This is a genomic window from Nonlabens sp. Asnod2-A12 (assembly GCF_045063745.1).
GTDB lineage: Bacteria > Bacteroidota > Bacteroidia > Flavobacteriales > Flavobacteriaceae > Nonlabens > Nonlabens xylanidelens.
This window is the reverse complement of record NZ_JBEFOB010000003.1, coordinates 307,613-325,733: the sequence shown is the minus strand read 5'-3', so window position 1 is coordinate 325,733 and position 18,121 is coordinate 307,613. Positions and strand designations below refer to the sequence as shown.

Annotated in this window: 20 protein-coding genes; 13 read left to right on the top strand and 7 right to left on the bottom strand. The window is 32.9% G+C overall.

The genetic code is table 11. The features are described 5' to 3' along the window. The first annotated feature begins 98 nt into the window (after positions 1–98). The 8 genes from ACJJVJ_RS01550 to ACJJVJ_RS01515 all read left to right on the top strand — a co-directional run bounded on the left by ACJJVJ_RS01550 (position 99) and on the right by ACJJVJ_RS01515 (position 5,953). Entirely contained in the window at positions 99–857 is a 759-nt protein-coding gene (locus ACJJVJ_RS01550; RefSeq protein ID WP_405368480.1) for a phosphatase PAP2 family protein, read from the top strand. A 24-nt stretch (positions 858–881) separates the two neighbouring features. Then, a complete protein-coding gene (locus tag ACJJVJ_RS01545) occupies positions 882–1,832 on the top strand; it encodes an isopenicillin N synthase family oxygenase (protein ID WP_104514827.1) in 951 nt (316 codons plus the stop codon). 186 nt (positions 1,833–2,018) lie between these two features. Continuing rightward, positions 2,019–2,585, top strand: a complete 567-nt coding sequence (locus tag ACJJVJ_RS01540) for an RDD family protein (protein WP_405368479.1) — start codon at positions 2,019–2,021, stop codon at positions 2,583–2,585. A 27-nt stretch (positions 2,586–2,612) separates the two neighbouring features. Then, on the top strand, positions 2,613–3,059 hold the full coding sequence (locus ACJJVJ_RS01535; protein WP_405368477.1) for an RDD family protein: 447 nt from the start codon (positions 2,613–2,615) through the stop codon (positions 3,057–3,059). Positions 3,060–3,125: 66 nt separating this feature from the next. Further along, a complete protein-coding gene (locus ACJJVJ_RS01530) occupies positions 3,126–3,797 on the top strand; it encodes an RluA family pseudouridine synthase (RefSeq protein WP_405368476.1) in 672 nt (223 codons plus the stop codon). A 57-nt stretch (positions 3,798–3,854) separates the two neighbouring features. Beyond that, a complete protein-coding gene (locus ACJJVJ_RS01525; protein ID WP_104514825.1) occupies positions 3,855–4,079 on the top strand; it encodes a hypothetical protein in 225 nt (74 codons plus the stop codon). 29 nt (positions 4,080–4,108) lie between these two features. Then, positions 4,109–5,296 carry an NAD(P)/FAD-dependent oxidoreductase gene (locus tag ACJJVJ_RS01520; RefSeq protein WP_405368474.1) on the top strand — a complete coding sequence of 396 codons (1,188 nt, stop codon included), beginning with the start codon at positions 4,109–4,111 and terminating at the stop codon, positions 5,294–5,296. 90 nt (positions 5,297–5,386) lie between these two features. Beyond that, positions 5,387–5,953, top strand: coding sequence for a PsbP-related protein (locus ACJJVJ_RS01515; protein WP_405368473.1), 567 nt, complete (start codon positions 5,387–5,389; stop codon positions 5,951–5,953). Positions 5,954–6,142: 189 nt separating this feature from the next. Here ACJJVJ_RS01515 and ACJJVJ_RS01510 read toward each other — a convergent pair whose 3' ends face one another. Then, complete coding sequence (locus ACJJVJ_RS01510) at positions 6,143–6,436, bottom strand: winged helix-turn-helix transcriptional regulator (RefSeq protein ID WP_405371221.1); 294 nt, start codon at positions 6,434–6,436, stop codon at positions 6,143–6,145. A gap of 158 nt (positions 6,437–6,594) precedes the next feature. On the opposite strand from ACJJVJ_RS01510, the gene ACJJVJ_RS01505 reads away from it, so the two are divergent. The 5 genes from ACJJVJ_RS01505 to ACJJVJ_RS01485 all read left to right on the top strand — a co-directional run bounded on the left by ACJJVJ_RS01505 (position 6,595) and on the right by ACJJVJ_RS01485 (position 10,079). After that, positions 6,595–7,107 carry a VOC family protein gene (locus ACJJVJ_RS01505; RefSeq protein WP_405368471.1) on the top strand — a complete coding sequence of 171 codons (513 nt, stop codon included), beginning with the start codon at positions 6,595–6,597 and terminating at the stop codon, positions 7,105–7,107. 25 nt (positions 7,108–7,132) lie between these two features. Then, a complete protein-coding gene (locus ACJJVJ_RS01500) occupies positions 7,133–8,215 on the top strand; it encodes an L-dopachrome tautomerase-related protein (protein WP_405368469.1) in 1,083 nt (360 codons plus the stop codon). 190 nt (positions 8,216–8,405) lie between these two features. Beyond that, complete coding sequence (locus ACJJVJ_RS01495) at positions 8,406–8,969, top strand: hypothetical protein (RefSeq protein WP_104514822.1); 564 nt, start codon at positions 8,406–8,408, stop codon at positions 8,967–8,969. Further along, positions 8,966–9,418, top strand: coding sequence for a hypothetical protein (locus ACJJVJ_RS01490; RefSeq protein ID WP_405368467.1), 453 nt, complete (start codon positions 8,966–8,968; stop codon positions 9,416–9,418). Before ACJJVJ_RS01495 ends, ACJJVJ_RS01490 begins: the two co-directional genes overlap by 4 nt. Positions 9,419–9,452: 34 nt before the next feature. Further along, positions 9,453–10,079, top strand: coding sequence for a hypothetical protein (locus ACJJVJ_RS01485; RefSeq protein WP_405368466.1), 627 nt, complete (start codon positions 9,453–9,455; stop codon positions 10,077–10,079). A 72-nt stretch (positions 10,080–10,151) separates the two neighbouring features. Here ACJJVJ_RS01485 and ACJJVJ_RS01480 read toward each other — a convergent pair whose 3' ends face one another. The 6 genes from ACJJVJ_RS01480 to ACJJVJ_RS01455 all read right to left on the bottom strand — a co-directional run bounded on the left by ACJJVJ_RS01480 (position 10,152) and on the right by ACJJVJ_RS01455 (position 18,090). Continuing rightward, the gene (locus ACJJVJ_RS01480; RefSeq protein WP_405368464.1) at positions 10,152–10,958 is read right to left on the bottom strand and encodes a type 1 glutamine amidotransferase domain-containing protein; all 807 of its coding nucleotides are present in this window, start codon (positions 10,956–10,958) and stop codon (positions 10,152–10,154) included. Positions 10,959–10,964: 6 nt separating this feature from the next. Then, positions 10,965–11,597: an NAD(P)H-dependent oxidoreductase gene (locus ACJJVJ_RS01475; protein ID WP_104514819.1), complete on the bottom strand. Its 633-nt coding sequence runs from the start codon at positions 11,595–11,597 to the stop codon at positions 10,965–10,967. 6 nt (positions 11,598–11,603) lie between these two features. Then, a complete protein-coding gene (locus ACJJVJ_RS01470) occupies positions 11,604–12,068 on the bottom strand; it encodes a MarR family winged helix-turn-helix transcriptional regulator (RefSeq protein WP_405368462.1) in 465 nt (154 codons plus the stop codon). A 194-nt stretch (positions 12,069–12,262) separates the two neighbouring features. Further along, entirely contained in the window at positions 12,263–13,831 is a 1,569-nt protein-coding gene (locus ACJJVJ_RS01465) for a PH domain-containing protein (RefSeq protein WP_405368460.1), read from the bottom strand. After that, positions 13,824–14,330: a PH domain-containing protein gene (locus ACJJVJ_RS01460; protein ID WP_405368458.1), complete on the bottom strand. Its 507-nt coding sequence runs from the start codon at positions 14,328–14,330 to the stop codon at positions 13,824–13,826. The genes ACJJVJ_RS01465 and ACJJVJ_RS01460 overlap by 8 nt, the downstream gene beginning before the upstream one ends. An 85-nt stretch (positions 14,331–14,415) precedes the next feature. Beyond that, complete coding sequence (locus tag ACJJVJ_RS01455) at positions 14,416–18,090, bottom strand: metallophosphoesterase (RefSeq protein ID WP_405368456.1); 3,675 nt, start codon at positions 18,088–18,090, stop codon at positions 14,416–14,418. Between the last annotated feature and the right edge of the window lie 31 nt (positions 18,091–18,121).

The window sequence follows — 18,121 nt, the reverse complement described above, 5'->3', positions numbered from 1 at the left end:
CTGTAAATCAAATGTAAGATAATCTATCGTCTTACTTTAACGTTATAGTTAGTTACAAGCTTTCATTTACTAACTTTGTATTAACAATTGTTGTTTTAATGAAGCTACCTTTTTTATTCTTAGTTCTATTTTGTGCTATAATATGTTATGGACAACAACAGCCTGCTGACTCTATTTCTATAAATAAAGATGTGAAATTTAAGTACCAATCTCTATTTATACCTGCAGGACTTGTTACTTATGGTGTAATAGGCATTAAAAACGATCCTATTAAAAAGTGGGATCAAGATTTAAGAACAACTCTTCAACCAGATGGTACCAAGATAGACATAGATGATTATACTCTTTTTGTGCCTATTGCAGCAGTTTATGGTCTTGATCTAGCTGGTATTAAAGGGCGTAACAACATGTTAGATAAAACGGTTATTCTAGGTACGTCTACTCTATTTTTATATTCGTCTGTAAATCTTATTAAGAATAATACTAATATAAGACGACCTAGCGGTAAGTCACAAAGTAGTTTTCCATCTGGGCATACTGCTATATCATTCATGGCTGCAGAGTTTTTACACCAAGAATATGGACATGTATCACCCTGGTACAGTATTGCCGGTTATACTATAGCTGCAAGTACTGGTTTTTTGAGAATTTATAATGATAAACACTGGCTGAGCGACGTGGCAGCAGGAGCTGGAATAGGAATTTTATCAACAAAAATAGCTTACTGGCTGCATCCTTTGATAAAGAGTGTTATCTTTAAAAATAAAAGTAAATTGAATGAATCTCAAGTGCAATTAAATATTGCACCTTTGTACACTCGTAATGAGTTATTACTGGCTACATCATTGAGATTTTAGAAAATAATAAATATAATTAGTACCATGATTAATATCCCTAGCGTAGATCTAGCAGATTTTCTAAGTGAAGATCCTAAGAGAAAAGAAAAATTTATTAAAGAAATAGGTAATGCCTATGAAGAAATAGGTTTTGTCGCACTTAAGAACCATTTTTTATCTGACGAGCTTGTTGAACAACTTTATAAAGAGGTAGAGAAATTTTTTCAACTACCTAAACCTACTAAATTAGGTTATGAGCGTGAAGAATTAGGTGGACAGCGTGGTTATGTATCTTTCGGTAAGGAACATGCCAAAGGCAAAAAAGAAGGAGATTTAAAAGAATTCTGGCATTTTGGACAAGAGGTTGCTCCAGATGTAGATATAGAAGATAATTATCCTGATAACGTGATCGTAGAAGAACTTCCTGACTTTAATAAAACAGGAATGGATGCTTATAGAATGCTAGAAAAAACTGGTATTTATGTTTTAAGAGCACTTTCTTTACACATAGGTCTGGATGAAAAATACTTTGACCACTGGGCAAGTAATGGAAATTCTATTCTTAGACCTATTCATTATCCACCTATTACCAGCGAGCCAGAAAATGCGGTAAGAGCTGGTGCACATGGAGATATCAACCTTATTACTTTATTAATGGGTGCTAGTGCACCAGGTTTACAAGTACAAAGTCGTGATGGTGAGTGGATCGATGCTATTGCAAAGGAAGACGAGCTAGTTATTAATGTAGGTGACATGTTGCAACGTCATACTAATAACAAATTGCGTTCTACTATTCACCGTGTGGTAAATCCGCCTCGTGATTTATGGCACACTAGCCGCTACTCTATTCCGTTTTTCTTACATCCACGTAGCGATATGAAACTGGACTGTCTAGAAGAGTGTGTGAGTGAGGATAATCCTAAACAATACGATGACATTACTGCAGGAGATTTCTTGCACCAGCGTCTTGTAGAGATAGGTTTGATTAAGAAATAAATTCTTTTAATTTTATAATAGAAGTCCATTAAACGTAAATTTTAATGGACTTTTTTATGTGATGTTCTCGCTTTCGCGAAAGCGGAATTTAAATGTACTACTAAACAAAACTATTAATAGAAATAGATTAAAATTTATATTACATTCTCATTATGTTTATATAGATGTGTTTCTAACTACTGAAAGATGAATAAGAACGTTGATCAATACCAAGAAGAAACTATTACTGAACGATTTAATAGTTTTTCTAATCGCTCACATAGATTTCACAGAATATCTAGTATGTTTTTAGATCACTTTATCCTTTGCGGTATTACTATTCCTATAGCTATAGTACTTATGATGATATTTAGGAACTTAGTATATCGTATGGATCTCATACCTTTTTTCTTTATCATTTTTATCTATTCAAATAAGGATTTTTTGAAAGGTAAAAGTCCTGCAAAAAGAATATTAGGATATCAAATAATAAATCGCAAAACAGGTCTACAAGCTACAGAATTACAGTGTTTTATTCGTAATCTAACCATTTGTATTGCTTGGCCTATAGAGGTTATTATTTCTTTCATTAATCCAAAAAGACGCATAGGTGATTATATAGCAAATACTAAAGTTGTTCCTTCTGAGAAGCAAAATTTAAAATCTATTATAATTGATTTAAAAGAGGTAAAATTGAAAATTGATTATTTAGTGATTTTAATTTTAGGTGGTATCTACATCTATGGCTTTTCTTTATTTTTACCATCATTTTAAAAACAACTTATCACAAATTCTCTATCTATGAAGTCCTTAAAAACCAAACCTAATACAGGAAAAAGATTCTTTGCAGGTTTAATAGATTACACCATTATTTACGGCTTTACTTTTATGTTGATTTTTGGATTAGGAACTCGAGATGAATATGGAACTTATTCTTTAAATGGATTCCCAGCTTTGATTCCAATAGCTTTATGGTTAGTTCTCACAGTAATTTTAGAAATAACACTAGGAGCTACTTTAGGTAACTCTCTTGTAGGAATAATGCCTATACCTTCAACTGGTCATCAAAGAAAACTCACTTTTATAGAGTCACTTAAACGCCACCTGTTAGATCCACTAGATATGTTCCCTTTGAGCATTATAGGTATAATTACTATCAATAACACATTAAATAATCAACGTGTAGGTGATATCTGGGCCAAAACTATAGTTGTATCGGAAAAACATTTTATAGAAAACCCTATCTAGGCTATCCATAATTGTATTCTAAGATAGCATTATCACTACACTAAACGTTGAAAATAAAATGACCGCATGGCTCTTTTAGAAATCGTACATGAAAACAACGACTTTATAGTTGTAAATAAGGCTGCAGGGCTGATAACCGAAAAAAGTCCTTTTGAATCTCTTACTGTAGAAAATCAAGTACATGATTATATAGCTAAGAAAAAGAAGAAACCTTATGTGGGTGTCGTTCACAGATTAGACCGCGTGACTAGTGGTGTACTTGTTTTTGCTAAGAAAAAGAGTGTGTTAGTTGCTTTTAATGAGCTTTTTAGTAGTCGTAGAGTTCAAAAAACATACCTAGCTATAGTCAGTAATAAACCACCTAAAACCAAACAAAACTTACAACACTTTTTAGTAAAGAATCGGCTAGAAAAAAGAGCAGATATAGTACCTACTAAAACTAAAAACGCTCAAGACGCTACTCTATCTTATCAAATTCTAGGACAGAATAAATATGGTTACCTATTAGAGGTAAAGCCTAGAACAGGTAGATTCCATCAAATACGAGCACAGTTATCACATATAGGTTGCCCTATTATAGGAGATGAAAAATATGGATCTGATCAAAAATATGAGGACCTATCAGTGTGTTTACACGCCTGGAAATTAACCTATCAAGATTTAAATACAAAAGAGAATAAAACGGTAGAAGCCTCCATGCCTAAAAATGCTTTTTGGGATTTTAAAACTATTAAATAATCAATTCTAGCATAGAGTGAGATAAACTCTAGTATATTACAATACTAAATACTAATTATGAAATTGAACTTACTCTCTTGCGACGATCAACGACCTAATAAAAGAGATATAGCTAGGTGTATAGTAGAAATTTCTTCAGGTATAAGTGAATCTCTTGCAAATGAGCTTACTGATATATTGTTAGAAGGTGATGCGGTAGATATTGAGGTTAGTGATAAGAATTCAGGATCGGCATTGCGAGCGTTGCGCAAACTAAGTATTGATTATGAAATCATAGAATAATACAAGATTCTTATAATTACTTTTGTTTCATGAAAAAATCAGTTGCTATTATAGGTGGTGGTCCATCAGCATTTTTGCTGGCTGCTTTTCTAGATGAGGAAAAGTTTTCTACTACTATCTATGAGAAAAACAAAACCTCTGGCCGCAAATTTTTAGTTGCCGGAAAAGGTGGTTTTAACTTAACGCATTCAGAATCTATAGAAAAATTAATCAATAGATACACACCTAATAATTTTCTATCAACTGCCCTACTTCATTTTACAAATCAAGATTTTAGAAACTGGCTCGAACAAATAGGTATTCCTACTTATGTAGGCAGTAGTAAAAGAGTCTATCCTGAAGATGGAATAAAGCCTATTCAAGTTCTGAATTCTATATTAAATCATCTTAAAAAGAAAGGTGTCTTGTTTAAATATGAACATACCTTCAGCGGTTGGGATACTCATAATTATCCCATTATTAATGATCATGCAGTAAAATCAGATTATACGGTGTTTGCTCTAGGTGGTGCCAGCTGGAGTGTAACTGGCTCTACTGGTGATTGGCTATCTACATTTCAAGGTCAATCGATAGACATTCAATCTTTTCAGGCGTCTAACTGTGGTTTTAACATTAATTGGAATTCTAAATTTATAGAATTAAATGAAGGTACACCTTTAAAAAATATAGCTATTTGCTGTAATGATGTAGTCCAGAAAGGAGAAGCTGTTATTACTAAATTTGGTCTAGAAGGTAACGCCATTTATGGTCTTAGCCCTCAAATTAGACAGCAATTGATAACTCATTCTACAGCTACTATATTTATAGATTTTAAACCTTCCTTATCCTTAGAAAAAGTAATTTCAAAAATTAAATTGTCAAATTATAGAACGACAAAGGACATATTAAAGAAAGAGCTCAAATTAAGTCTTCCACAAATAGATCTATTAAAATTCTATCTATCAAAAGAATCGTACCTTAATAAAGAAATTCTAGCTAGTCATATAAAACAATTTCCTTTAGAGATAATCAATACCGCATCTATAGAAGAATCTATATCTACCGTAGGTGGTGTCGATAGAGACGCCCTAACAGAAAATTATGAACTTAAAATCCTACCTAATCAATATTGTATAGGTGAGATGATAGATTGGGACGCCCCTACTGGTGGCTATCTACTGCAGGCATGTTCTAGTGCAGGTGTTTTTCTAGCTAGACATCTTAATCAAATCAATTAGAAGCAATAACTAGGTAATTAATCATAGTTTCCTTTATTTTTAAATCTTAAAATACAATAACTTTATTTATAACTAACCTAAACCAACCTTATGAAAACTTCCCTGACTTTTTTACTTGCGTTTCTTTTAATAACCTCTTGTAAAAATGCAACCGATACTACAGTAAATATTGAAAACCACGCGACCACTAGTACAGATGACGGTAGTGTAAATAAAAGTAAATATCAAGGTAATGGTTTCTCTTTCAGTTATCCAGAAGACTGGCATGTAACCGATGAAGAGCTTATTGAAGAAGGTATTTATTATATGGCAGTAGAAAAAAAAGGCCTTAATTCTAGCGGACTGATGACTATAGTTTCTTTTGATTACATACTAGACCATGACCTTATGATAGATATGAATATAGAAGAATTAAAATTGAATAGTTTTATAAACAATTTAAATTTTGATCCTATAGCAGACGATGAATTTAGCACTATTAAATCACGTACTTCATCCTTTGAATTTACCACAATGGGTTTAAAACATCAAGGTAAGATTATAGCGTTTACTAATCAAGGTAGTTCTTACGCAATATTAACTCAAGAGGCTTTAGAAGATCATCAAAAGAATTCTCAGGGATTTAGAATTATAGAAAATAGTTTTAACATCGATTAATCTTTATATTACGTCCGTTATAATTATAAAGGCTCTCTGACTATAATAGGTTAAGAGAGCTTTTATTGTTTTAAAGTTCATAGTTTTTAAAAGTGGTATTTAAGATTCCGCTTTCGCGAAAGCGGAATAGAAAAAAACACTCGTACAAAAGACTGTATATATTCTAACAAATATGACAATCTCTATATTCTATACTTGTGGCATATCAATAGTGGTAACATCCTTTAAACCCCATTGATCCAGAGCTCTCAAAATAGGCTCTAACGACTGTCCTCTATCGCTTAGTTGATACTCTACTTTGGGAGGCACTACAGGGTAAACTTTTCTTGAAATTAAACCGTCTTTTTCAAGTTCTCTAACCGTTTGAGTAAACATCTTATTAGAGATTCCAGGGATGTGTTTTTGAAGAACTCCAGATCTTAAACCGCCTTCTAATAAATGAAATAATACTAATGGTTTCCACTTAGTACCTATCAATCCCATGGTGTAATTTAATGGGCAAATGTTATTTTTTTTCAAAATTAATTTTATTAAATATTTAATAATGTGCAATTTACTCTTTTAGGTAACTATACTACTTTTAGGTAAGTTATTTCTAATAAGGCAAATATAGAGTAATTTTGAAATCTAAAATAAATATTATGGATACTAATAAAGATTACCCTAAGTCATTCTCTCATATAGGACTTACTGTACCTAATATTAACGAGGCCGTTAAATTTTACTCTGAAGTAATGGGGTGGTATGTTATTATGGAACCTGCAACGGTTAAAAAAGAAAAAGGAACCGCGATAGGTCAAATGTGTATTGACGTTTTTGGCGAGGAATGGACAGAATTTGAAATTGCTCATTTATCTACGTCTGACGGTATTGGAATCGAGTTATTTTCTTTCCCTCATGGAGTGAAGAAAGCACCAGAGTTTAATCCGTTTAACACAGGATTATTTCATTACTCTGTTCAAGATCCTAATATTGAAGAATTAATAGGGAAAATAGTGGCTTATGGAGGTAAACAAAGAATGCCTATTAGAGAGTATTACCCTAAGGAAAAACCATTCAAAATGTGTTATGTAGAAGACCCATTTGGTATTGTGTTTGAGATATATACTCATAGTTATGAGTTGACCTATTCTTCTGGTGCGTATGCTAAATAATTGAATATTTATCTAACTTTACATCATGAAAAAAAATATAGCAATTCTATCTATTTGTTTAGCAATCTTTAGTTCTTGTAAAGATAAAACTAGAGATATCGTAGATATCAAAGTTTCTGAATCAATAGAAATTATAGAACCACAAATAGATGTGGTGACAGAGTTTAAAGGACAGCAAGTTACCGGTGTAACCTTATCTGATTCTGGACGTATTTTTGTGAATTTTCCTAGATGGAGAAAAGGGGTTACCAATTCTGTAATGGAAATAAAAGAAGATGGGCAGCAAGCGAGTTATCCTAATAATGAGTGGAATTCATGGGAAATAGACCTACCAATAAGTGATACACAATTCGTAGGTGTGCAATCTGTTGTAGCTTTTGAAAACCTTTTATATGTAGTGGATACTAGAAGTCCTTTATTTAAAAATGTACTGGACGCTCCACGTGTTTATGTGTTTGATTTTAATACAGATGAGCTGGTAGAGACTATATTTCTAAATTCAGATAGTTATTTTAAAGATTCTTATATCAACGATTTAAGAGTAGATAAGGAAAATAACAAAATCTATTTAACAGATTCTGGACATGCAGGATTAGTGATTGTTGATTTAAAAACTAAGAAATCAACGAGAGTTCTAACAGATCATACATCTACTACTGCTGAAGTTTCTAGCTTAACTTTTAATAATAAGGTATGGAACAACACTGTACATTCTGACGGAATAGCTCTGGATACAAAAAACGACCGCCTTTATTATCATGCACTTACTGGTTACAGTTTATATTCTGTAAGTACAGATTCATTAGTTTTATCTAGTGAGATAGAAAAAAACGTAAAACTAGAAGCAAAAACTGCTGCTCCTGACGGAATGATCTTTGACCAATCAGGAAATCTATACTACGCAGATTTGGAGAGTAATAAAATACAATACAGAAAGCCAGATGGTTCTATTCGCACGCTTGTAGAAGGTGATAAAGTAAAATGGGCAGACACTTTTAGTATCTATAATAACTACTTATATTTTACTAATTCTAGAATTAATGAGGTTACACCAGATATTTCTGAAATGAGTTTTACGGTAAACAAAGTTCTATTACCTATTGATTAGTAGGTAAGTCTCACATTACATTTTAAGGCTAATTGTAAATTAAAAAACAATTAGCCTTTTTTGATTTATACAATTGGAAAGATTTGTTTTTGTTGAGCTTTTTAAAAAAGTCTAGAACTAGTCTTCTATTCTGCCGGCTTCTCTCCTATTTTGCTTTAAATTTGTTTAGAATTTAAACTAAATACAGCTCATGAAGAGACATAAGGCCATTAGATTCTTTATGGTAATAACTGTTTTTATAATGCAGATTACCTTCTTGTTAATGACCTTAAAAGAGAATTATGAATCTAATAATTTTCTAATAGTTACCTCTGTACTTCTTATCGCTCTCACTATATTCTTTGGGTACCGGTATTTAGACTTGCATCATGAAGATCATTCTTATGAAAAAATATCTGTAGTTATTTGGGTCCCTATAGGTGCGCTAATTTGTTATTCCCTTAATGTTTATGGAGATTTAGGCAGTGTACTTGCAGCAGGAATTACAGGAACCACAGCATCGTTTATACCTGCATTAAACAAAAAATCAGATTACTTAAAAAAATTACCTGCAGCTATTTATTGTGGTGCATTTGTAGGTATGTCCAGTGTAGAAATATCACCATCTGTAGGTTTTATAGTTACTGCTGGTGTACTAACAGGTGTCTTTTTTATGCTTTCTAAGAATCTATTCTTAGGTATAGGTGGCAAACTAGGTTCGATTGCCTTTTTGGGTGTGGTAGTCATATATTTATTAAACTGGTTATCGATATGAATTATGTAATCATAGTACTAGTCGGTATATTAGGATCTGTTCTTACCTATTATGTAAATGAACATTTAAAACAAGGCGCAGTAAGAGCATCTGCACTGTTAGCATTAATAGTAGGTTTGTTTTTTTATATTTTTCCTGATGTTTTAAATGAATATTTATCAAAGAGTATACCTATAGTTTTTATAGGTACTTCATTTATAGGTATGGTTGCCTCACATTCTAAAGGTAGTTATTTACGTCTCGCTCTTGCCGGTATTCTCTTCAGTGTGATATACCTCAATAAAGGAAATTTCTTTAATGGTTATGGTGGTGCGTTAGGTACTATTGCTTTTATCGCGTTATTAACAACTATGGTTATTTCAAATGCTTTTTCTAAGAGAAAAAAGGCCAAAAAGAAAATAAAATCTATTAAAGAAAAGGTATTTAAAAAGAATAAAAACTCACAATAAATAGTTCTTTCTAACCTATAAAATCAACAGTATTATGAAAAAAATAGAACCTTTTAAAAACCCAAATGATGCTATTTCTATACTTGATAATGGTGGTCGATTTTATAACATACTCACTAGAGCAGACGACGGTATTATTTCTAAAGCCGAACTAGGAAAAGTAGGTGGGCTTTTTAATGACCAACAACAAATGATTCTATTTTTAGAATTATCACTAGCACAACTGGACAAGACACAAAAAGCTGAAGTTCTTTCTAAACTAGATGAGAATCTTAAAGAAACATATTTAAAGTATAAGCCACAGGAATTTCTACCATCACAGGTACAATCTACTGGTATTAAAGCTGCAAACACCATCATCACTGGTATCCCAAAATTAACGGAGTCTAAAAATGATTTTAACGGTTTTATAATGGTACCTATTATGACCGGCAGCGTGACTACATTTACCATGATACCTATTATGGACCGATATGATGTGTATGAAATAAGAGATCAAGAATCTGATATTACTTTCTTAATCGCTCATATAAAAGGATCTCAAAAACTACCAGAAAATCGAGTTAAAATAGCTGGTGTTCTAAAAGAATTAAAGGACGATAAAAATCAAGAAATCGCTGAAAAGTTATTTCTAGAATCTGTTTACTACATTGATTTATAGAGAATTTAAGATATAAAAAAAGGGCTTACCTCTTAATAGAAATAAGCCCTTTTTAAATTTATATAAATAGAATTATTTAACCGCAGCAAATAATTTTTCTGCAACTAGTACAGATGATGCAGGGTTTTGACCTGTAATTAAATTACCATCTTGTAATGCATACTCAGACCAGTCATCTCCTTTAGAATAAATACCGCCATTTTCTTGAAGCATATCTTCTACTAAGAAAGGCACTACATCAGTTAATTGTACCGCATCTTCTTCAGAATTTGTAAATCCTGTAACTTTTCTACCTTTAACTAGCGGATTACCATCAGTTCCCTTAACACTTTTCAATGCTGCAGGTGCGTGACATACAAATCCTACTGGTTTATCCTGACTATTAAACGTCTCAATTAAACTTATAGAAGTTGCATCGTTTGCAAGATCCCATAATGGACCATGTCCACCTGGATAGAATACTGCGTCATAATCAGCAGCATTAACGTCAGTTAATTTGTGTGTTGTATTGATAAGTTTTTGAGCTTCCTCATCCTTATCAAATCTTTCTGTAAACTCAGTAGCAGCATCTGGTGATGCACTAGAAGGGTCGATAGGCGCTTGTCCACCATTAGGTGTAGCAAGAGTAATTTCTACTCCTTTATCTTTTAAAGTATAATATGGTCCTGCAAACTCTTCTACCCAGAAACCGGTTTTCTTTCCTGTATCTCCTAATTTATCGTGCGATGTTAAAACAAATAATACTTTCATCTTATTTTCTTTTTTAATTTTACTATTATTTTCTAATTCAGCTGTTTCAGCCTTATTTTCTTTCTTCTCACTACAACCTAATGCTGCAAATAGAACAAAAGCGATAGCTATATTTTTAAATTTCTTCAATTTTCCTTAATCAATTACTGTGACTAATTCCTCTGTACTTCTTCTTACTTTCTCAAGATTAACTAACCAGTCTTCAGACTCGTTTCTGTAACCTATAGGTAGTAATACCGTACTTCTCAATCCTTTTTCTCTCAATCCTAAAATTTCGTCTACAGCATCTGCATCAAAACCTTCCATAGGTGTCGCATCTACTTCTTCAAATGCAGCAGCAATCATAGCGTGCGTAAAAGCAATATAAGCTTGTTTTGCAGCATGGTTAAAACTAACCTCGTCAGCTTGTTGTGGATAAATACCTAACAATTGTTGGCGGTAATTTTCCCAACCTTCATTTTTAAAACCTCTCTTTTCATTCACTAGGTCAAACATGTAGTTGATACGATCTTCTGTATACTTATCCCATGCAGCAAACACTAATAAATCAGAACAATCTGTTACCACAGACTGATTCCATGCGATAGGGCGTATTTTTTCCTTTATCTCTTGACTTTTTATCACAAAAATCTCAAAAGGTTGTAAACCACTAGAAGTAGCTGCTAGTCTAGCTGCTTCTAGAATTCTATCCATTTTGTCCTGTGGTACTTTTTTACCATTCATAGCTTTTGCAGCATATCTCCACTGTAGACGTTCTAATAATTCCATATTAATTTATTTATTTTGTTTATTTTTTTGTTCACTTAAAACTTCTATCCACTCTTCTAGAGTTTCTTTTAAAGTCATAATATCTGGTAATTGCACATTAGTCGTTAGTAACACTTGCAATAATTTATCTGGCACCTCACTGGCGACGGTTTTAAGTTCTTTACCTTTTAATGTCAACTCAATAAGAACACTACGCTCGTCACTTTTAGATCGTTTACGTTCTATTAAATGTGCTGCTTCCATCCTCTTTAATAGAGGAGATACCGTGTTTGTATTGAGATATAATTTTGATGTAATTTCATTTACAGTCACACTATCATTTTCCCAAAGAACGAGTAATACAAGATATTGAGGATAAGTAATCCCCATTCTATCTAAGTACGGTTTGTAAGCCTTAGTCAGTAGTCTCGACACAGAATATATCGGGAAACATACCTGACTGCTCAATTTCAATTGCTCTTCTTTGTTCATTTTGTAATTTGTGTCGTGCACGATACAAAGGTACTATATGTTTGTAGATACAAATGTTTAATAAATGTGAAAGTTTTGAGAAGATAAAATTTGAAAACACCTCAAATCTAATTACTATTAAAAATGCATATAGGAGTTCCGCTTTCGCGAAAGCGGAATTATAAAAATTATAATCTAAGAAAGGAATTATATATCTACATCCATTTCTGTTCACTGCAAATCACCTGATTGTTAACAGTATTAATCAATGTATTTAATTGATCTTCTTTGAAATAACGTAATCCTCTTGTACCAGCTGCTGTATGTAATTTAAAATGAGCCTCTCTCCTACGTTTAAGAAATACACTGCGCCATTTTTCTACAGCCTGTGTTTTAAAAATAGGTGAGATAATAGTTTTAGGGAAAAGCCATCCTTTTTTAAATACCACAAAATCATCGTCCTTAACAATCTTGCTTTTTTTACCGTACATAAATGCCATACAGATCAATAGAATCATGAATAATAACAAAGGAATGATAGCTAAGTATTGCTCAAAATAAATGGCAGTTCCTACGCCAGGTATTATAAAAATGGAGAGTATATAAAAACGTAGCCGCGCATGAGACCATGGATTGCAAATCAACTCAATTTCAGTTTCTTCGACCGGTTCTTTAAATATTAAGTGCTGTAGAACCTTTTGATGTGCCACCGTACATGCAGGAACAGACACATGGCTTAGTTTATCATTAGTAGACTGTGCTTGAAATATTTGTGCCGTTTGAAAACTTAATAATTTCCTCAACGGATTAGAATGAAACTCTAAGATCTGAACTTTACTTAATGGTATTTTGATCTCCTTTTTATTTAATAACCCCATTTCAATTTCTAGATCCGCACCTTTTTTTACCATGCTAAAATTCCAATACTTATTAATTGCTAGTATCAAACTTATAATTACAGAGAAAAACAAAAATGCAACAATGGCAGCAACTGCCAGACCTATACTCGTTCCAGAAATAACATTTTCAAAAGAAAACTGCTCTAACCAGTCGCCAAAATACTCTTCTAGAATCTCCTTAATATTATACCAACTACCGAATACAACCCCTATGGCTAGGCCTCCACTTTTTAAATGATTTTGTGTTATACCTACTTTGAGAAGGTCCATTAAACCTAGTTTAAGAATAGGTGTTTCTATCTGTTCCTTTAGCTTTTTATAGGTTGTTTCTTTTTTACTTGTATCTTCGGTTGTATCATTAAATTCCGTATTAGATTCTAGATCATTGTTAACAATGGCAGATTCTGTTTCTACATTAAAAACTTCTACTATTTCTTCTTTACGTTCTTGTAATAGCTCTTTAAATTGGCTTGCAAATTCTCGATCTAATCCAGGTATCTCTAATTCTTTGGCTTTAGATCCTGCTGTATCTACTTCTAGAGAAACGATACCTAGAATACGTTGCACAACATTTTGTGTGATATTAATGGATTGTATACGTTCTAGAGGTATTGCTTTGCGCTCTTTTTGAATAAGTCCTTTTTGTATAATCAACTCGTCACTCTCTAGGTGAAAAGTAAAATAGATATACTTAATTACAGGAGATACTAGTGACATAATCACTACAAAAGAAATTAATGCGATGATGTACCACGCTTCTTCTCCCATAGACCTAGTACCTATGGCTGCAAATAAGAAATAAAATAAAAGTCCTTTTATACTTTTAAAAAGGTAAAAGGCTATGATCTTCTTACTTTGTCTTTGTGGTGTTGATAAATTAAGCATAGTGCGATAATTTACCTGAGATATACTCCTTTAATTTTGCAGCATCTTCTGGGTCTAGACCACTTATACTTAAATCACTAGAGCTACCACCAGCAGTAAAAATATCCAGTTGACACAATTTAAACATGCGGTCTATAGGACCATGATTGATCTCGGTATGTTGTATTCTATTAAATGGTACCGTAATCTGACTATGAAACACCCAGCCTTTTTTATAAGTAATATCTTGTTCTCTAAGTACATAACCTCTTACGAAGTAGCCTTTATACGCAAGAAAAATAGTAATAATCAATGTTACTAACCATATACTACCAGTGGTTTGCCATACCCATGGATGTTCACTAGCAGTAAAGTAAGGTATAATTACACCTGATAGAGATGGTACAAAAATGAGCAAAGTTGCGATTAGTTTTTTGTTCAAAAACCTCTTAGGGTGTTTTTGAAAATCAGTTTCTTCTACATTAGGTAAGCCAGCGGCTAGAACTTGGTCGTTAGTCATCATACTTTATTAGTGGTATAAATGTACTGTTTGTTACGTTTACCGTCAATATTACGGAATATAAAAGCAGTAAATTATTCCATAACTATTTAGAAAGTATAAGTCCTAATTGTAATCTACCACCTTCTGCACCATGGAAATAAGAAACCTTAGAGGTAAAAAGTCCAGACATTCCTAGATTAAATCCACCTCCATAACTGTTATAAAATTTAGAGCTTTTTTGATTTTCTATACCTACCTGACCTATATCAAAACCTACGTATGGTGTAATACGTATAGGTAACAATCTTGTTTTAATAGGTTTTAAATCTAATAAAACATCACCACTTGCATATATGGAGTAATCACCTATAAAACGTTCATTTCTATAGCTTCTTAATCCGCTGTTGTTATCTAGCATTGCAGCTTGATAAAAATGAGGCCTATCTCCTATTCTAGTTTGTGCACCTAGATTAGTTTTTAAAACGATGGTTCTATTATCATCTATCGCATTCCAGAAGGAAAGATCTGGATCTATAGAAAAGAAATTACGCTCGTTAGATAAATCGTCGGTAAATGAAATATTTGCTGTAAAAAGCATTCCTCTGGTAGGGAAACGTTCATTATCTAGACTCTGATAAGTATAATCAGCATGAAAATTTAAATAATCTTCACGTTGCGAATTGATCTCTATTTCATCAGGATAATCACTGTTAAACTCAACTGCTTTATAGCCTATACCTAAATCAAAAGTACTACCATAACCACCTATCTTTTTAATGTGCAAGTCAGCTTCTTGTCTTTGAAACTGGACACGATTTGTGTCATAGTCAGTGTCTTTATCAAATGTGGATAGATTGCCATATCCGAAGAAATTCTCAGTATAATTATTAGTAGTAACTGTTGCATTAAACTCTAGATTCCAGTGTCCTAAGGCATTTCCTAAACCTGCGTTAAAATCAAATTTTGCAGATTGTGTGAGTGAATAATATTGAGCTTTAAAACCATACATACTAGAATATGGATTGCGCTCATAACCTATTTTTATTTTTTCAAATCCTATGGTAGGACTAAAACCATAATCTGGGTTATAATCTAATATAAAATCTACTTTACCGCTTGTACTAGGGACTCTTTCTGTATCATAATGGTTGATATCATAATCATCTCTAAAAACAACTTTAGCACCTTTATTTGATTCTAATTTATTCTTCTCTGACTTGTAATCGTAGACTTCTATTTTACGTCCTTTATCTATGTCATAAATATCATTTCCTTTACCTCCAGAAATGACTATTTTAATTAAGTTATCTCCTCTACCACTTACTTTAAACACATCATCGTCATCTAATCCATAAATCCAGATTTCCTTAGTCTTCTGGTTATCAAAAGACCTTGAGAATAATACGGTACCTTTTTCTCCATCTTTAATGCGATATGCTTTTATGTCAGTAATTCCATTAGGCAATCTATTTATCTCAAATAAATCATCTTTATCAGTTCCTTTTAAGGTCTGAAATTCTAGAAAATGATCGTAATAGCGAGTTACTATATCTTTTAAATTTGCTTTACGAGCGATAAGATCATCTTGAGTTTGCTGCCATAAGTCATCTCTAACTTCTATGGGCATTTCATTAAATGCCTTAGCAACTATATCAGGTGTTAGATGGTCCTGTATGTATTGAACTTCTTTTAACCATAAGTCAAAACCACTGCGTTGTATAACAGCGCGATCTAATTTAATAGCACTCTGACTAAATTCTTTAATATGAGGAATGTCTGGACCATAAACACCAAATTGTCTAGCTCCTTTGACATACTTGCGCATAAAATCTAATAAATTACCATCAAATCTTGCAAACACCTGATCTCTATCTCGAGGCACAGCTATATAAGATTTCTTATTCTCATCTTCTGTACCTACTATCTCTGCCCATCTCCATTGATCTTCATGTCTGTCCCAATCACCTAATAGCATATCAAAAATACGAGCTCTTATAAATAGCTTTTCATCCACACGGTTTTTCTCATCTTCTCGTATTTTTTCAAATAAGTCTGGCGTGCTTTCTACATCTTGATTATTACCGAACATGTGACGGTTATCAAAGGATTTGTCCGGCTTTTCTACGATCATGTATAAGCGGTCACCATGTATTTCATTAAAATCACCCAAGGTCTCTTGTTTAGGCACGTAGTATAAAACAGGATGTGTGTGATTTAAATCAATAGCTCCTGCCAGTCTAGGTACAGCAAACGCTCCATAAGGATGTGCTGCTGTATAAAAATCTCTTATAAGTTCTTGTGAAAATGTCCCACCAAAATATTCTTCTACATCCACAGTTCCATAACCAGCACTTTTTAAGAATTGTATCGCATCTTTTTCTAGCGCTCTCATGTTATATTCTCTATCGAGACTATCTACCAGTCGCAATCCTTGAGTCTGGTTACCACCACCAGCGCGTTCTACTTTAACACCTCCATATAAAGTGTCCAGCATTACTACTGGAGCTTTTACTTTCTTACCATATAAATAGCGGTAATGACGTCCATAAAATTTCTCATAATCGTCATCTTTATCTACTTCTTCCTGTGAGTATACAGATGCTTTCTTAAATCTATCTGTAATAGGTTTTAAAGAATCTAGATGGAACTTTTCCGCTTTCGCGAAAGCGGAACCGCCATAAACCTCTACCACATTTCCATCTTTTACTTGATAGAAAAACACTTGAGAAGATTTATCCTTAAAAACTCGCAACTCAGCATAACCATTAACACCGCTACTCAAAACTCCTTTATCTCCTAAACTGGCAATTCCGGTATGCACAGTAGAACCAGAAATAATCTGCTTTATGTTTCCATGATCCATGTATTGCAATGACTTCTCATGAGCGCTTAAAAAGAAGACACGATCCAGATCACTGCATGCAGCTTTTATTTCTTCCATTAACTCATTCATCAATGGATTATAACGGTCCTGTCTAGAAACACCACCTTGCGATCGTATAAAACTCCATGCGCTACCTAACACCGGTACATATAAATTATCTACGCTTGGTTTAAATACAGTAGATGGTCCCATCTGGCCGCCATAAGTTCCATTAGAATATAAAGGATGGTGCATCGCAATAATAACAGTCTTGTGTCGCTGTTTGCGCATCTCGTCAGATAATGCTGCAATGAATTTTTCTCTGGTATTGATCTCGCACTCGTCGTTAAACTTAGGATTTTGATCCCAATCTTCTATGTACCATTGAGAATCTACTATAATTAAGTGCATGGTGTCAGATATGTCTATTTCTTCCATAGGACAGCCATTTTCTGGTTGAAAAGCCTCGTCGTTACCCAGTTGGGCTTCTACCATTTTTTCTATGTTCTTGAGTCCTTCAAGTCCCTCATCATTCCAGTCTTGGTTACCTGGCAATACATAAATGTTATTCTCAATTCCTTTAATAAGTTGCAGTCGTTCTTTAAAAGCATTTTTATCTGCTACATCTTTGTCCTTTTTATTAAAGTTTTCTGAGTTTACATTATCACCTAATATTAAGGTGTAATCTGTGTCTGTTGTTTTAGACTTTATATCATTAATTATAGCTTTAAAGTCATCATTAGGAGATGTTTTTGAATTAAGATTACCTAGTAGAAAGAAGCTCCTATATTCAGAGTATGTAGTTTTAAGTGTTGTATTTTCATTATTTACAAATTGTAATGATTTTACAGCACAAGAAGATAGTGCCAGAAGTATAAATACGACGACAATGTTAAAATGAATTTTTCTGATCATGTAATTTAAGTAGACCTCAAAGGTATCAACA

Excerpts from the sequence above, each read along its gene's own strand:
- ACJJVJ_RS01475 (WP_104514819.1), bottom strand. The coding sequence starts at position 11,597 with ATGGAATTATTAGAACGTCTACAGTGGAGATATGCTGCAAAAGCTATG.
- ACJJVJ_RS01510 (WP_405371221.1), bottom strand. The coding sequence starts at position 6,436 with ATGGGATTGATAGGTACTAAGTGGAAACCATTAGTATTATTTCATTTA.
- ACJJVJ_RS01460 (WP_405368458.1), bottom strand. The coding sequence starts at position 14,330 with ATGACTAACGACCAAGTTCTAGCCGCTGGCTTACCTAATGTAGAAGAA.
- ACJJVJ_RS01515 (WP_405368473.1), top strand. The coding sequence starts at position 5,387 with ATGAAAACTTCCCTGACTTTTTTACTTGCGTTTCTTTTAATAACCTCT.
- ACJJVJ_RS01495 (WP_104514822.1), top strand. The coding sequence starts at position 8,406 with ATGAAGAGACATAAGGCCATTAGATTCTTTATGGTAATAACTGTTTTT.
- ACJJVJ_RS01530 (WP_405368476.1), top strand. The coding sequence starts at position 3,126 with ATGGCTCTTTTAGAAATCGTACATGAAAACAACGACTTTATAGTTGTA.
- ACJJVJ_RS01535 (WP_405368477.1), top strand. The coding sequence starts at position 2,613 with ATGAAGTCCTTAAAAACCAAACCTAATACAGGAAAAAGATTCTTTGCA.
- ACJJVJ_RS01545 (WP_104514827.1), top strand. The coding sequence starts at position 882 with ATGATTAATATCCCTAGCGTAGATCTAGCAGATTTTCTAAGTGAAGAT.
- ACJJVJ_RS01490 (WP_405368467.1), top strand. The coding sequence starts at position 8,966 with ATGAATTATGTAATCATAGTACTAGTCGGTATATTAGGATCTGTTCTT.
- ACJJVJ_RS01520 (WP_405368474.1), top strand. The coding sequence starts at position 4,109 with ATGAAAAAATCAGTTGCTATTATAGGTGGTGGTCCATCAGCATTTTTG.
- ACJJVJ_RS01540 (WP_405368479.1), top strand. The coding sequence starts at position 2,019 with ATGAATAAGAACGTTGATCAATACCAAGAAGAAACTATTACTGAACGA.
- ACJJVJ_RS01500 (WP_405368469.1), top strand. The coding sequence starts at position 7,133 with ATGAAAAAAAATATAGCAATTCTATCTATTTGTTTAGCAATCTTTAGT.
- ACJJVJ_RS01465 (WP_405368460.1), bottom strand. The coding sequence starts at position 13,831 with ATGCTTAATTTATCAACACCACAAAGACAAAGTAAGAAGATCATAGCC.
- ACJJVJ_RS01485 (WP_405368466.1), top strand. The coding sequence starts at position 9,453 with ATGAAAAAAATAGAACCTTTTAAAAACCCAAATGATGCTATTTCTATA.
- ACJJVJ_RS01470 (WP_405368462.1), bottom strand. The coding sequence starts at position 12,068 with ATGAACAAAGAAGAGCAATTGAAATTGAGCAGTCAGGTATGTTTCCCG.
- ACJJVJ_RS01455 (WP_405368456.1), bottom strand. The coding sequence starts at position 18,090 with ATGATCAGAAAAATTCATTTTAACATTGTCGTCGTATTTATACTTCTG.
- ACJJVJ_RS01505 (WP_405368471.1), top strand. The coding sequence starts at position 6,595 with ATGGATACTAATAAAGATTACCCTAAGTCATTCTCTCATATAGGACTT.
- ACJJVJ_RS01525 (WP_104514825.1), top strand. The coding sequence starts at position 3,855 with ATGAAATTGAACTTACTCTCTTGCGACGATCAACGACCTAATAAAAGA.
- ACJJVJ_RS01550 (WP_405368480.1), top strand. The coding sequence starts at position 99 with ATGAAGCTACCTTTTTTATTCTTAGTTCTATTTTGTGCTATAATATGT.